The sequence below is a fragment of the Streptomyces sp. HUAS MG56 genome, assembly GCF_058673395.1.
Genome location: NZ_CM178722.1, coordinates 5,509,268 through 5,523,685 on the forward strand (window position 1 = coordinate 5,509,268; position 14,418 = coordinate 5,523,685).

At 69.1% G+C, this 14,418-nt stretch carries 14 protein-coding genes; 7 read left to right on the plus strand and 7 right to left on the minus strand.

Annotated features, from left to right (window positions below):
* Positions 1–8 precede the first annotated feature (8 nt).
* Entirely contained in the window at positions 9–908 is a 900-nt protein-coding gene (locus tag AC4OXY_RS26120) for a rhomboid family intramembrane serine protease (protein ID WP_491991151.1), read from the plus strand.
* A 268-nt stretch (positions 909–1,176) separates the two neighbouring features.
* On the opposite strand, the gene crgA is transcribed toward AC4OXY_RS26120, so the two are convergent.
* Positions 1,177–1,431, minus strand: coding sequence for a cell division protein CrgA (gene crgA, locus AC4OXY_RS26125; RefSeq protein WP_356025923.1), 255 nt, complete (start codon positions 1,429–1,431; stop codon positions 1,177–1,179).
* Between the two features lie 102 nt (positions 1,432–1,533).
* Here crgA and AC4OXY_RS26130 point away from each other — a divergent pair, with 102 nt between their 5' ends.
* The 6 genes from AC4OXY_RS26130 (at position 1,534) to AC4OXY_RS26155 (ending at position 5,848) form a co-directional block, all read left to right on the plus strand.
* Positions 1,534–2,316, plus strand: a complete 783-nt coding sequence (locus tag AC4OXY_RS26130) for a DUF881 domain-containing protein (RefSeq protein WP_356025927.1) — start codon at positions 1,534–1,536, stop codon at positions 2,314–2,316.
* A 56-nt stretch (positions 2,317–2,372) separates the two neighbouring features.
* Positions 2,373–3,080 carry a class E sortase gene (locus AC4OXY_RS26135; RefSeq protein WP_491991152.1) on the plus strand — a complete coding sequence of 236 codons (708 nt, stop codon included), beginning with the start codon at positions 2,373–2,375 and terminating at the stop codon, positions 3,078–3,080.
* 73 nt (positions 3,081–3,153) lie between these two features.
* A complete protein-coding gene (locus tag AC4OXY_RS26140; RefSeq protein WP_356025931.1) occupies positions 3,154–3,315 on the plus strand; it encodes a hypothetical protein in 162 nt (53 codons plus the stop codon).
* Entirely contained in the window at positions 3,312–3,950 is a 639-nt protein-coding gene (locus tag AC4OXY_RS26145; RefSeq protein WP_356025933.1) for an aminodeoxychorismate/anthranilate synthase component II, read from the plus strand. The genes AC4OXY_RS26140 and AC4OXY_RS26145 overlap by 4 nt, the downstream gene beginning before the upstream one ends.
* Entirely contained in the window at positions 3,947–5,041 is a 1,095-nt protein-coding gene (locus AC4OXY_RS26150) for a class E sortase (protein WP_402066711.1), read from the plus strand. Before AC4OXY_RS26145 ends, AC4OXY_RS26150 begins: the two co-directional genes overlap by 4 nt.
* 42 nt (positions 5,042–5,083) lie before the next feature.
* Positions 5,084–5,848: a class E sortase gene (locus AC4OXY_RS26155; protein ID WP_491991153.1), complete on the plus strand. Its 765-nt coding sequence runs from the start codon at positions 5,084–5,086 to the stop codon at positions 5,846–5,848.
* Between the two features lie 67 nt (positions 5,849–5,915).
* On the opposite strand, the gene pknB is transcribed toward AC4OXY_RS26155, so the two are convergent.
* The 6 genes from pknB to AC4OXY_RS26185 all read right to left on the minus strand — a co-directional run bounded on the left by pknB (position 5,916) and on the right by AC4OXY_RS26185 (position 14,075).
* On the minus strand, positions 5,916–7,904 hold the full coding sequence (gene pknB / locus AC4OXY_RS26160) for a Stk1 family PASTA domain-containing Ser/Thr kinase (RefSeq protein WP_356025939.1): 1,989 nt from the start codon (positions 7,902–7,904) through the stop codon (positions 5,916–5,918).
* Positions 7,905–8,076: 172 nt separating this feature from the next.
* The gene (locus AC4OXY_RS26165; protein ID WP_376287937.1) at positions 8,077–9,555 is read right to left on the minus strand and encodes a peptidoglycan D,D-transpeptidase FtsI family protein; all 1,479 of its coding nucleotides are present in this window, start codon (positions 9,553–9,555) and stop codon (positions 8,077–8,079) included.
* Positions 9,552–10,997 carry an FtsW/RodA/SpoVE family cell cycle protein gene (locus tag AC4OXY_RS26170; RefSeq protein WP_356025944.1) on the minus strand — a complete coding sequence of 482 codons (1,446 nt, stop codon included), beginning with the start codon at positions 10,995–10,997 and terminating at the stop codon, positions 9,552–9,554. Before AC4OXY_RS26170 ends, AC4OXY_RS26165 begins: the two co-directional genes overlap by 4 nt.
* Before the next feature lie 27 nt (positions 10,998–11,024).
* Positions 11,025–12,560, minus strand: coding sequence for a Stp1/IreP family PP2C-type Ser/Thr phosphatase (locus tag AC4OXY_RS26175; protein ID WP_356026187.1), 1,536 nt, complete (start codon positions 12,558–12,560; stop codon positions 11,025–11,027).
* A gap of 140 nt (positions 12,561–12,700) precedes the next feature.
* Positions 12,701–13,219, minus strand: a complete 519-nt coding sequence (locus AC4OXY_RS26180; RefSeq protein WP_356025946.1) for an FHA domain-containing protein FhaB/FipA — start codon at positions 13,217–13,219, stop codon at positions 12,701–12,703.
* 10 nt (positions 13,220–13,229) lie between these two features.
* Positions 13,230–14,075 carry an FHA domain-containing protein gene (locus AC4OXY_RS26185; RefSeq protein ID WP_356025949.1) on the minus strand — a complete coding sequence of 282 codons (846 nt, stop codon included), beginning with the start codon at positions 14,073–14,075 and terminating at the stop codon, positions 13,230–13,232.
* Positions 14,076–14,418: the final 343 nt, after the last annotated feature.

Consider the following 14,418-nt stretch of genomic DNA (forward strand, 5'->3'; position numbering starts at 1 on the left):
GGGAACCGATGGACCAGGCCGAAGGCAGCACGCAGGGCGCCGCCCACAGCGTGCCCGTGTGCTACCGGCACCCGGACCGCGAGACCGGCGTGCGCTGCACCCGCTGCGACCGCCCCATCTGCCCCGAGTGCATGATCAGCGCCTCGGTCGGCTTCCAGTGCCCCGAATGCGTGCGCGGCGGCTCCGGCACCGGGCACGCGCCGCAAGCGTCCGCCCCGCGCACGATCGCCGGCGGCACGATGACGGCCGACCCCCGGCTGCTCACCAAGCTGCTGATCGGCATCAACGTCGCCGTCTTCCTGGCACAGCAGGCCATCGGCGACACGGTCACCGAGCACTTCGAGCTGATCGGCCGGGCCCAGTACTTCCAGTTCGGTCCCATGGAGGGCGTCGCCGAGGGGCAGTACTACCGCCTGCTCACCGCGATGTTCCTGCACTCGCCGACGAACTTCACCCACATCCTGTTCAACATGCTCAGCCTGTGGTGGATCGGCGGCCCCCTCGAAGCGGCCCTGGGCCGGGCCCGCTACATCTCCCTCTACCTGGTCTCGGGCCTGGCCGGCAGCGCGCTCACCTATCTGCTCGCCGCGCCCAACGCGCCCTCGCTGGGCGCCTCCGGGGCGATCTTCGGCCTCTTCGGCGCGACCGGCGTACTGATGCGCCGCCTCAACTACGACCTGCGCCCGCTCGTCGCCCTGCTGGTGATCAACCTCGTCATCACCTTCACCCCGGGCTTCAACATCGCCTGGCAGGCCCACATCGGCGGCCTGGTCGCCGGTGTCGCCGTCGGCTACGCCATGGTCCACGCCCCGCGCGAGAAGCGGACGCTGATCCAGTGCGGCGCCTGCGCGGTCGTCCTCGTCGCCGTGGTGGTGCTCACTCTGATCAGGACTGCTCAGCTCACCTGATCCGGACCTGCCGGCGAACCTGATACCGAACCGTTGTCCACAGCGTGTGCCGGATCTTGTGCACCGCGTACGGGCACAGCTGTGCCCCCTGTCGCTCGGATGTGTTTCCGCAGGTCGGACAGGGGGCGAACTGGTGTATGGGAGTCGCCGGGGCAGTCATACCGGCGTCAACGCTCGATGGGTTATCCACAGATCGTCGTTCTTTTCCCCATGTGGACAACGCCTGTGGATAACTCAGTGGACAGCCCTGGGGAGAGCTACGGGAGCGTTACTTCCACTGCGTGGAGACACCGAAGCCGGCGGCGATGAAGCCGAAGCCGACCACGATGTTCCAGTTGCCCAGGGCGTTGATGGGCAGCGAGCCGTCGGTCACGTAGAAGACGACGATCCAGGCCAGGCCGATCACGAACATGGCCAGCATGACCGGGGCTACCCAGCCTCGGCTGCCCAGCTTGATCGCCTGTGCCTGCTTCGCCGGCGGCGGCGTGAAGTCGGCCTTCTTGCGGATACGTGACTTCGGCACGAGGGTCTCTCCTGTCGATGCGCTGCGTGGCCGCGCAGGTAACTGGGTCGGGCGCGTCCGTTAGCGTAGTGCTTCCGTGGCGCCGAAAGAGACAAGGGTACGTTGAGCAATTCTGCCGACTCCCCCGGGACGGGATCAACGGGTTCGGGCACGGGACGCCGACCGCGTCCGGTGCGCGTCCTCACGGCCGCCGTTTTCGCTCTCGCGGGGCTCATCTTCTTCACCAGCTTCGACACGGCCAAGGGCACCGACATCCGCCAGGACGGTTCCCTGCTGAAGCTGTCCGACCTGATCCAGCAGCGCAGCCGCAAGAACAAGGGCCTGGACGAGTCCAACGCGACCCTGCGCGAGAGCGTCGAATCCCTCGCCAAGAGCGACGGCGGCACCAGCAAGGCCCAGGACCGCGAGCTCAGCGGCCTGGAGTCGAGCGCCGGGACCCAGCCGCTCACCGGCCACGGCCTCTCCGTCACCCTCAACGACGCCCCGCCCAACGCCACCGCCAAGCTTCCCGGCTACCCCGCGCCCCAGCCCGACTACCTGGTCATCCACCAGCAGGACCTCCAGGCCGTGGTGAACGCCCTGTGGCAGGGCGGTGCGACCGGCATCAAGGTCATGGACCAGCGGCTGATCTCCACCAGCGCCGTGCGCTGCGTCGGCAACACCCTGATCCTCCAGGGCCGCGTCTACTCACCGCCGTACAAGATCACGGCCGTCGGGGACCCGGGCAGGCTCCAGCAGGCGCTCGCCGCGAGCAAGGCGATCCAGACCTACATGGTGTACGTCAACGTCTACGGCCTCGGCTGGAAAGTCACCGACGACGGGACGGTGACTCTTCCCGGCTACTCGGGCACAGTGGATCTGCACTACGCGAAGCCCGTGCAGTAGCGGTAGCACCAGCACGGGCAGCAGCCGTCCGTCAGCCGCCCGTTCCGGAGGCGCCGGTGCGTGTGATCGTCAGGACCTTCAGCGAACTGTGCATCACCGTGGGCGCCCTGATCGTGCTCTTCGTCGCCTACGTCCTGTTCTGGACGGGTGTGCGGGCCGACGGTGCCATGAGCGACCAGATCGACCAGCTGCACCGGCAGTGGTCGAAGGGGAGTGTGCAGTCGGCGGTGCACACCTCGGGTGACGGCACGACGACCACGACGACGGTGACCGTGTCGGACCCGGCGCCGTACCACTACGGAGAGCCGTTCGCGATCATGTACATCCCGCGGTTCGGTTTCACGTGGAACAAGCCCGTGGCGGAGGGCACCGGCCGGGACGTGCTGGCCAAGGGGCTCGCCCACTACCGGGGCACTGCTCGGCTCGGCCAGGAGGGCAACTTCGCGGTGGCCGGCCACCGGCGCACCTACGGCGACCCGTTCCTGGACTTTCCGAAGCTGCGGCCGGGCGACGCGGTGGTGCTCACGGACGGGACGACCTGGTTCACGTATCGGATCGACAAAGGGCCCTACAAAACCGTGCCGACGGACGTCGAGGTGATCGACCCTGTGCCACGTACGTCGGGTTACACGCGTCCGGGCCGGTATCTGACGCTGACCACCTGTGATCCGGAATGGGGGCACAGCCACCGGCTGATCGTCTGGGCGCACCTGGATTCCACGCAGTCCGTGGAGGCGGGCGAACCGGCGGCCCTGCGCCGGTAGTCGCCGTTAGTCTGGTGGCGTTACGGCGTGCGTCAGGTGCCGTAGGGACTCGGAAGGGACGGCAAGGAACGGCATGTACGGCTGGATCTGGCGGCATCTGCCGGGGAACGCGTGGTTGAAGGCGCTCGTCTCGCTCGTACTGGTTCTGGCCGTGATCTACGTCCTCTTCCAGTACGTCTTCCCGTGGGCCGAACCGCTGCTGCCTTTCAACGATGTGACGGTGAACAACCAGTGAGTGCGCGGATTCTCGTCGTCGACAACTACGACAGCTTCGTCTTCAACCTCGTCCAGTACCTGTACCAGCTGGGTGCCGAGTGCGAGGTGCTGCGCAACGACGAGGTGTCGACCTCGCACGCCCAGGACGGTTTCGACGGCGTGCTGCTCTCGCCCGGCCCGGGCACGCCGGAGCAGGCCGGGGTGTGCGTCGACATGGTCCGCCACTGCGCGGCCACCGGCGTGCCCGTCTTCGGCGTCTGCCTCGGCATGCAGTCGATGCAGGTGGCCTACGGCGGTGTCGTGGACCGGGCGCCCGAGCTGCTGCACGGCAAGACCTCGCCGGTCGAGCACGGAGGCAAGGGCGTCTTCGCGGGCCTGCCCTCCCCCTTCACGGCGACCCGGTACCACTCGCTGGCCGCCGAGCCGGACACGGTCCCGGCCGAGCTGGAGGTGACCGCCCGCACCCACGACGGCATCATCATGGGCCTGCGCCACCGTGAACTCCCGGTCGAGGGCGTGCAGTTCCATCCCGAGTCGGTGCTCACCGAGCACGGGCACCGGATGCTGGCCAACTGGCTGGTGGAGTGCGGCGACCAGGGTGCCGTGGCGAGGTCGGCGGGGCTCGCCCCGGTGGTGGGCAGGGCCACGGCGTGACCGCCCTGCGCCCGGAGCGCGAGACCGATGCCTCGTACGGGGATCAGTCGTACGAGGCTTCCGGTGCGCTCGGGTCGTGGGATGGGCAGGAGGCGCGGGAGCCCTACGGGGAGCCGTACCGCGACCCCCTCGACGACGAGACGATGGCGCTGCGGGTTCCCGATCCGGCCCTCGATCCACTGTCGGGCCCGCAGGGCGAGCCTGTACGCGGCTCTGCGGCCTCTTCGGCCCCTGCCGTGTCCGCAGTGGCGACCGGTGGGCGTGCGGCCCGCAGAAAGGCCGCCAAGCGCCGTGGCGGGGGGCGTGGCGGCGGCCGGCACGGGGGTGGCCGGGAGAGCGCGTCCGCCACGGCGCCGCCGGAAGAGCCGGACCGGCCGCTGTCCCGGGTGGAGGCCCGGCGGCAGGCGCGGCTGCGCAAGCCGTCCCCGGGCGTGATCGCGAGCCGGGCGATCGGCGAGGTGTTCATCACCACCGGCGTGCTGATGCTGCTGTTCGTCACCTACCAGCTGTGGTGGACCAACGTCCGCGCGCACGCGCAGGCCGGCAGCGAGGCGCACCAGCTCCAGGACGACTGGGCGAGCGGCAAGCGCAACCCGGGCGTGTTCGCGCCGGGCCAGGGCTTCGCCATCCTGCACATTCCCAAGCTGGACGTGGTGGCGCCGATCGCGGAGGGCGTCAGCAACGCGAAGGTGCTCGACAAGGGCATGGTCGGGCACTACGGCGAGGCGCCGCTGAAGACGGCGATGCCCGACGCCAGGACGGGCAACTTCGGGCTCGCGGCGCACCGCAACACCCATGGCGAACCGTTCCGGTACATCAACCGGCTCGTGGCCGGCGACGCGGTCGTGGTCGAGACGCAGGACACGTACTACGTGTACAAGGTGACGTCGACGCTTCCGGTGACCTCGCCGTCCAACACCAGCGTGCTGGACCCGATCCCGAGGGGCTCCGGTTTCACGCGGCCCGGCCGCTACATCACCCTCACCACCTGCACGCCGGAGTTCACCAGCAAGTACCGGCTGATCGTCTGGGGCAAGATGGTCCAGGAACGCCCGCGCAGCGAGGGCAAGCCGGACGCGCTCATCGAGTAGGGCTCATCGAGCAGGGTTCATCACACAGGGGCAGAGGGAACAGTGGCAGCGACCGCCGACGAGACCGAAGAGCACACGGACGCGTCCGAGCCGGAGCCCGCCGCGCGCCGCCGGCGTCCCGGACGGATCGCGACGGCGGTCAGCGTCTTCGGTGAACTCCTCATCACCGCAGGGCTGTTGCTCGCCCTGTTCGTCGTCTACTCCCTGTGGTGGACGAACGTGATAGCGGACCGCAAAGCGGAGAAACAGGCCGACAAGGTACGTCAGCACTGGGCGCAGTCCCAGGGGGCGAAGGACTCCGGCCCCGGCGCGCTGGACACCAAGGACGGCATCGGCTTCCTGCACGTGCCCGCGATGAAGAACGGCGAGGTGCTGGTCGAGAAGGGCACCGGCACCGACGTCCTCAACGACGGCGTGGCCGGCTACTACACCGACCCGGTCAAGGCAGCGCTGCCCATGACCGGCAAGGACGGCAACCTCACCCTCGCCGCGCACCGGGACGGCCACGGCGCGAAGTTCCACAACATCGACAAGCTGAAGAACGGCGACCCGATCGTCTTCGAGACCCGGGACGACTGGTACGTCTACAAGGTCTACTCGATCCTCCCCGAGACCTCGAAGTACAACGTCAAGGTCATCTCCCAGATCCCGAAGGAATCCGGCAAGACCAGGCCGGGCCACTACATCACCCTGACGACCTGCACCCCCGTGTACACCTCGGAGTACCGGTACGTGGTGTGGGGCGAACTGGTCCGGGTGCAGAAGGTGGACAGCGAGCGGACGCCGCCGGCGGAGCTGCGGGGCTGAGCGCGACGAAGGCCCCGCTGCTCCTCGGAGAGCTGCGGGGCCTTCGCGGTGAGCGGGGCAGTGCCGGTCAGCCGTTGTTGCCGCCGAAGATGCCGCCGTTGCCGTTGCCGCCACCGACGTCGATGGTGGTCAGCACGATCTGGGTGTTGGTCGGAGCCTGGGTGCCCTGTGCCGGCGACTGGCCGAGGACCCGGGCGTTGTCATCGTTGGCGCCGTTGACCTGGATGTTCGTGAAGCCGCTCTGCTGGAGGATCTTCGTCGCGTCCGACAGCTTCTGACCCGTGACGTTCGGGACCTGGCCCTGCGTCGGCTGGCCGCCCTGGAACTTGCCGACGTTGATCACCACGCCGGTGTTCTTGACGACCTGTGTGCCCGCCGCCGGGTTGGTCGAGAGGACCTTGCCGTCCTGGGTCTGGTCGGTGGTCGGGCTGTCGTTGCAACTCGGTGCCAGGCCCAGCTGGGTCAGCTCGGACTTCGCGTCGTCACAGGACTTGCCGACCAGGTCGCCCGGGATGGTCACCTTCTCCTCCGGCTTGGCGACGGTGAGGGTGATCGTGGAGCCCTTCTCCTTCTCCGTGCCGCCGTCGGGGTTCTGCGCGGTGACGACACCCGCGGGCTGGGAGGACACCACGTCCTTCCGGTCGACCTCGAAGCCCTTGTCCTTCAGCTGGGACTCGGCCTGGTCGAACTGGATGCCACGGACGTCCGGAACCTGGACCTTCGGCGCCCCCGTCGACACCACCAGTGTGATCGTGTCGCCCTTCTTCACCTGGGTGCCCGCCGTCGGGTCCTGGGAGCAGACCGAGTTCTTCGGCTGGTTGTCGCAGGGCTTGCGGGTGGGCGGGCCCAGTTTCAGGTCGGAGTTGACCGCCATCTTCTGGGCGTCGGCGTAGGTGGAGCCGACGAAGTTCGGGGCGTCGAAGGTGTCGGCGGACTTCCCGCTGAACGCCCACTTGCCGATCAGGATCGCGCCGATCAGGACGAGCACGCCCGCGACGACCAGGAGGACCGTGGAGGTGTGGGACTTCCTCGGCTGCTGGCGCCGCCGGCCCGGGGAGTCGTCGTAGCCGTAGCCGCCGTCGTCCGGGTTCATCGGCGGGAGCATGGTCGTCGCCCCCGCGGGCCCGCCGGCGTCCGGGCGCAGGGCCGTGGTCGCCTGGTCGTCGCCGTAGCCGCCGTAGCCCACCGCGCCCAGTGCGGCCGTCGCCCCGACCGGCTGGCCGTCCAGGCACGCCTCGATGTCGACGCGCATCTCGTCGGCCGACTGGTAGCGGTAGTTCGGGTCCTTGACCAGCGCCTTCAGGACGATCGCGTCCATCTCGGGCGTGATCTCGGGGTCGAAGACCGACGGCGACTGCGGCTCCTCGCGCACATGCTGGTAGGCCACGGCCACCGGGGAGTCGCCGACGAACGGCGGCCGTACCGTCAGCAGCTCGTAGAGGAGACAGCCGGTCGAATAGAGGTCCGAGCGGGCGTCGACCTGCTCGCCCTTCGCCTGCTCCGGCGAGAGGTACTGGGCCGTGCCGATGACCGCCGCCGTCTGCGTCATCGTCATTCCGGAGTCGCCCATGGCGCGGGCGATGCCGAAGTCCATCACCTTGACCTGGCCGTTGCGCGTCAGCATGACGTTCGCCGGCTTGATGTCACGGTGCACGATGCCGTTGCGGTGGGCGTACTCCAGGCCCTGGAGGATGCCGACGGTCATCTCCATCGCCCGCTCCGGCAGGAGCTTGCGGCCGGAGTGAAGAAGCTCACGGAGCGTGGAGCCGTCGACGTACTCCATCACGATGTACGGGATCGAGACCCCGTCGATGTAGTCCTCGCCCGTGTCGTAGACCGCGACGATCGCGGGATGGTTGAGCGAGGCGGCCGACTGGGCCTCCCGGCGGAACCGGGCCTGGAAGGAAGGGTCGCGTGCCAGGTCGGCGCGCAAGGTCTTCACTGCCACGGTGCGGCCGAGGCGGGTGTCATGCGCGAGGTAGACCTCCGCCATGCCACCACGACCGAGCACCTGGCCCAGTTCGTACCGGCCGCCGAGGCGACGCGGCTCTTCCATAGCTACCTACCAGCCCTCTCCGTCGGTCCCGGCCGCGCACGTCCGTGCGCCGCCGGAGGCTGCCGTCCGGGCCTACCGTACCCGGCTCGCTTTGTGTGACCTGGCCAAGCCCGGAACCCGATACAGGACCGGTATCGCAACGTGCAACGTTGTGAAGAAGACGTGATGGGGGTCACTTCTTCGACTGGATGACCGCCTGCATGACGTTCTTGGCGATCGGCGCGGCCAGACCGCCGCCGGAGATGTCGTCGCGGTTGGCGCTGTTGTCCTCGATGACCACGGCCACCGCCACCGGCGAGCTGCCGTCGGGCATCTTGGCGAAGGAGATGAACCACGCGTACGGGTTGGCGCTGTTCGCCACACCGTGCTGTGCGGTACCGGTCTTGCCGCCGACCGTGATGCCGTTGATCTTCGCGTTCGTACCGGTGCCCTGCTCGACCACCGTCTTCATCATGTCCTGGAGAATCTGCGCGTTCTTCGAGGACAGCGGCTGGCTCAGCTCCTGCGGCTGGGTCTGCGAGAGCGTGTCCAGGTTGGACGACTGGAGCTTGTCCACCATGTACGGCTTCATCAGCTTGCCGTCGTTGGCGACCGCCGAGGCGACCATCGCCATCTGCAGCGGGGTCGCGGCGGTGTTGAACTGGCCGATGGAGGACAGCGCCGTCTGCGACGAGTTCATCTTGTCGGAGAACACCGAGGGGTAGGCGCGGACCGGCGTGTCCTGCGGGGAGTCGAAGCCGAACTTCTTCGCCTCCTCCAGCATCTTGGCGTTGCCGAGGTCGGCACCGATCTTGCCGAAGACCGAGTTGCACGAGTACTGCAGGGCGGCCCGCAGCGTGGCGTTCTTGCAGGGGATGTTGCCCTCGTTCTTCAGCGGCGTCGTCGTGCCCGGCATGATCCACGGCAGCGGCGAGTTCGTCGCGGTGTCGGGCGAGGTGTACAGCCCGTTCTCCAGCGCGGCCGCCGCCGTGACCACCTTGAAGGTGGAGCCCGGCGGGTACGTCTCGCGCAGCGCCCGGTTCAGCATCGGGTCGGCCGGGTCGTTGCTCTTCTGGAGCTTGGTCCAGTTCTTGGAGTCGACGTCCGTGCTGTTGCCCGCGAAGGACGACGGGTCGTACGACGGGTAGGAGGCCAGCGCCAGGATCTTGCCGGTGGACGGCTCCAGCGCGACGACCGCGCCCTTGCCGCCCTGCGCCTTCAGACCGTCGAACGCGGCCTTCTGCGCGGCCTGGTTCAGCGTGGTGACGACGTTGCCGCCCTGCTTCTGCTTGCCCGTGATCATGTCCAGGGTGTTGCGGAAGAAGAGCCGGTCGTCGGTGCCGCTGAGGATGCCGTCGTCGATGCTCTCCAGCTGGGTGCTGCCGAAGGCCTGCGAGGAGTAGCCGGTGACCGGGGCCCACATGGGCCCGTCCTTGTAGGTCCGCTTGTACTTGAAGTCGCCGTGCTTGGCCTCGGCGGAGCCCGTTATGGGGTTGCCGTCGACGACGATGTCGCCGCGCGGGGAGGCGTACCGCTCGATGGCGACACGGCGGTTGTTCGTGTTGGTGCGCAGGGAGTCGGCCTGGACGTACTGGAGCCAGTTGTCGCGGAGCAGCAGGGCCATCACGAGGATGCCGCAGAAGATCGCGATCCGGCGCAGGGGCTTGTTCATGACGGGCGGACCACCTGGGTCATCTCGGCGTCGGGGTTGGCGGCGGGGGCGGGCGCCGGGCGGCGCGCGGTGTCGCTGATCCGGATCAGGATGCCGATCAGCGCCCAGTTCGCGATCACGGAGGAACCGCCGTAGGCGAGGAACGGCATCGTCATACCGGTCAGCGGGATGAGACCCATCACACCGCCGGCCACGACGAAGACCTGGAGCGCGAAGCCGCCGGACAGGCCGACGGCCAGCAGCTTGCCGAACGGGTCGCGGGCGGCCAGGGCGGTACGGATGCCGCGCTCGGCGATCAGGCCGTAGACCAGCAGGATCGCCATGATGCCCGCGAGCCCCAGCTCCTCGCCGAAGGTGGCGAGGATGAAGTCCGAGTTGGCGGCGAACCGGATCAGCTCCGAGTGGCCCTGGCCCCAGCCGGTGCCCAGGGTGCCGCCCGAGCCGAACGCCCACAGCGCCTGCTGCAGCTGGTCGGAGTGGACACCGGTGACGCCGGGGGTGCGGCTGAGCACGTACTCGTGCATCGGGTCCAGCCAGGCCTGCACACGCACCTTGATGTGCGGCTCGAAGCTCGCCACGCCGACGGCGCCGACCGCCGACATCAGCAGACCGAAGACGATCCAGCTGGTCCGCTCGGTGGCGACGTACAGCATGATCACGAACATGCCGAAGAACAGCAGCGACGTACCGAGGTCGGTCTCGAAGACCAGGATGAGGATCGAGATCGCCCAGACGACGAGGATCGGCCCGAGGTCACGGCCGCGCGGCAGGTACATCCCCATGAAACGGCGGCTCGCCAGCGCCAGCGCGTCCCGCTTCACCATCAGATAGCCGGCGAAGAACACCGCCAGCACGAGCTTGGCGAACTCACCGGGCTGGATGGTGAAACTGCCGACCGAGATCCAGATCTTGGCGCCGTAGACGTCCGCGCCCAGACCCGGCACCAGCGGCAGCAGCAGCAGGATCAGCGCGCCCACCATGGAGATGTAGGTGTAGCGCTGCAGCGCCCGGTGGTCCTTGAGGAAGATCAGCACCACGACGAACAGCGCGATGCCCATCGCCGTGTACAGCAGCTGGTTGGTGGCCTTGCCGCCCGCGACATGGATCTGCTGGAGCAGCTTGGACTGGTCCAGCCGCCAGATGCACACCAGGCCGAGCCCGTTGAGCAGGGTGGCCAGCGGCAGCAGCAGCGGGTCGGCGTACGGCGCGAACTTCCGTACGACGAGATGGGCGACACCGGCCAGCAGACCGAGCCCGAGACCGTAGGCCAGCAGCCCGGCGGGCACCTTGCCGTCGATGGCCAGACCCACGTTGGCGTAGGCGAACACCGGGATGACCACGGCGAAGACCAGCAGGGCCAGCTCGGTGTTGCGGCGGCTCGGCGCGCCGATCGCGCCGATCGTGGACGTGTGATGCGTCGGCGGGTTAGTCGTACTGCTCATCGTGTGACAGGGCCTCTCGCGGCGGGGTTACTGCTTGCCGCACTGATCGACGACCTTCTGCTCATCCTCGGAGAGGCTCGGGCCGGGGTTGGGAGTGGCGGACGCGGTCGGCGGCTTCGAAGGGTTCTTCGAAGCCGACGTCGAACCGGATGGGTGCGGCGTCGGTGTCGCCTTGGACGCGAGGGAGGTACGGGTGGTTCCCGTGGTGCCCCCGGCCTGGCCCTGGCCCGTCCTCGCGTTCTTCTGCGACTCCGCGGCCGTGCGCTCCGCCTGCTTCCTGCACGCGGAGGCCTGCACCGACAGCGCCTCGATCTTCGTCTCGGCCTGCTGGAGACCGCCCGCCGCGATCGTGTTCTTGACCTGCTTCTGCTGGTACGGCGGCAGGTACTTGAGTTCGATCTCGGGGTGGTCCTTCTCCACCTTCGACAGCGACACCCAGGCCAGATCCTGGCTGATGCCGCGGTACAGCGCCACGTGCTCGTCCTTGGTGCCGACGTAGTACTGCGTCTGCGTCCAGCGGTAGCCGCCGTAGAGGCCGCCGCCGATCACGGCGAGCGCGAGGGCGCCGTACAGCGTTCCCTTCAGCCAGCCGCGGCGGCGCGGCTTGGTGAAGTCGCCGTCGGCGTAGTCGGCGAAGCCGCCCGACGGGACGTACCCGTCGGGGTCGCCGGAGCCGGGCGGGCCGAACTCGCCGCCGCCGTGCCCCTGGCGGCCCAGGTGCGAGGCGCGGCCGGCCGGGGTCTGCATGATGCCGTTGTCGTGCAGATGGTGCTGGTTCTCGGCGACCGCGCCGACCACGACCGGCTGGTCGGACAGCTGCCCGGCGAGGGTGTCGCCGGTGTCCAGGTCCAGCACGTCCGCGATGATGACCGTGATGTTGTCGGGGCCGCCGCCGCGCAGCGCGAGCTGGATCAGCTCCTGCACGGTCTCCTGCGGGCCCTGGTAGCTGGCGAGGGTCTCCTCCATCGTCTGGTGGGAGACGACGCCGGAGAGCCCGTCGGAACAGATCAGGTAGCGGTCGCCGGCCCGGACCTCGCGGATCGACAGGTCGGGCTCGACGTGCTCGGCGCTGCCGAGGGCGCGCATCAGCAGCGAGCGCTGCGGATGCGTGGTCGCCTCCTCCTCGGTGATCCGGCCCTCGTCCACGAGCCGCTGCACCCAGGTGTGGTCCTGCGTGATCTGGGTCAGCACCCCGTCGCGCAGCAGATAGGCGCGGGAGTCACCGACGTGCACCAGGCCGAGCCGCTGCCCGGTCCACAGCAGCGCGGTCAGCGTCGTCCCCATGCCCTCCAGCTGGGGGTCCTCCTCGACCATGGCGCGCAGCTGGTCGTTGGCGCGCTGCACGGCGACGCCGAGCGAGGTGAGGATGTCGGAGCCGGGCACGTCGTCGTCGAGCGAGACCAGGGTGGAGATGACCTCCGAGGAGGCGACCTCACCGGCGGCCTGGCCGCCCATGCCGTCGGCGATCGCGAGCAGCCGGGGCCCCGCGTAACCGGAGTCCTCGTTGCCCTCCCGGATCATGCCCTTGTGCGATCCGGCGGCAAAGCGCAGTGACAGACTCATGCCCACCTCGCCCGTCGGTTCCGGGTACAGCCGGTCGTGTCGAGCCACACTGCCCACCCTCCGGTCGGGAGCGCGCCGGCGGCCGGGTGGCGGCCTGCCGCTGCGTGCTCGCTCCGCTCGCGCTCACTCATGACGTAGCACTACTTCCGCAGCTCGATGACGGTCTTGCCGATGCGGATCGGCGCGCCCAGCGGGATCGGTGTGGGGGTCGTCAGCCGGGACCGGTCCAGATAGGTGCCGTTGGTGGAGCCGAGGTCCTCGACGATCCACTGGCCGTCGCGGTCCGGGTAGATCCTGGCATGACGGCTGGAGGCGTAGTCGTCGTCCAGCACGATCGTGGAGTCGTGCGCCCGGCCCAGAGTGATCGTCTGGCCCTGCAGCGCGACCGTGGTGCCGGTCAGTGTGCCTTCCGTCACGACCAGCTTGGTGGGGGCGCCGCGCCCGCGCCTGCCGCCGCTCTGCTGGCCGCGCTGCGGCGGGGGCGGCGCGGCCTGCTGCCGGGGCGCCTGCTGCTGGCGCCCGGCCTCCCTACGCGATCCGCGCTGGGTGACGCGCGTACCGAACAGGTCGCTGCGGATGACCTGCACGGCCACGATCACGAACAGCCACAGTACGGCCAGGAAACCCAGCCGCATGACCGTGAGGGTCAGCTCTGACATTGCCCCCGCTTCACCCTTCGGCTTGCCTATAGATAACGGTGGTGCTGCCCACGACGATCCGCGAGCCGTCGCGGAGCGTAGCGCGGGTGGTGTGCTGCCCGTCCACCACGATGCCGTTGGTGGAGCCGAGATCCTGGATCGTCGAGGGCGTTCCGGTCCGGATCTCGCAGTGCCGGCGCGAGACGCCGGGATCGTCGATCCGCACGTCGGCGTCGGTGCTGCGACCCAGCACCAGCGTCGGGCGGGAGATCTGGTGGCGGGTGCCGTTGATCTCGATCCAGTAGCGGGTGCGCCCGCCGCTCGCGGGAGCGGCCGCCGGCCGCTGTCCGGCGGGCTGCGGGTAGCCGTAACCGCCGGGGCGGGCACCGCCGGGCGGCGGCGACGACGGCATCGGGGGCGCACCGGCCGGCATGGCCGGCTGCCCTCCGTGGCCACCGGCGCCCGGTGCCGCCTGCGGGGCCTGCGGGGCCGCCTGGCTGCTGGAGGAGGCGAGAGTGCGGCTGCGCACCCGGTACAGACCGGTGTCGAGGTCCTCGGCCTTCTCCAGATTGACCTTGATCGGTCCCATGAAGGTGTAGCGCTGCTGCTTGGCGTAGTCGCGCACCATCCCGGCCAGCTCGTCGCCGAGCTGCCCGGAGTACGGGCTGAGCCGCTCGTAGTCCGGCGCGCTCAGCTCCACGATGAAGTCGTTCGGTACGACGGTCCGGTCGCGGTTCCAGATCGTGGCGTTGTTGTCGCACTCACGCTGGAGCGCGCCCGCGATCTCCACGGGCTGGACCTCGGACTTGAAGACCTTGGCGAAGGTGCCGTTCACCAGGCCTTCGAGACGCTGCTCGAACTTCTTCAGGACTCCCATGGGGCACCTCCTCCGTCCCTGCCGTTTCCCTTGCCGTGCTCTGTACTACTGCGCTCTGCTCACTGATCGTATCTACGCGCCCGGCGATCAGCCGGTTCCTGCCATGGATCGTAGAGGCGCGCGCAGACCAGTGTCCCGCACCCGGCTGTGGACCCGGCCCGCCTCCTGGGCAGACGGCGGGTACCGGTACGAGGTTGATACGTGAACCGGGTCTCGCTGATACGTGCGACGACGCGCGGGGCGCAAGGGGTCCGCACGGGGCGCGGGTGGCGCGCGTACGAGGCGTGGACGGGACGCCGGCGCAGGCAGGAACCGGTGGTCAGGGGCGTGGGCCGGGGCCGCG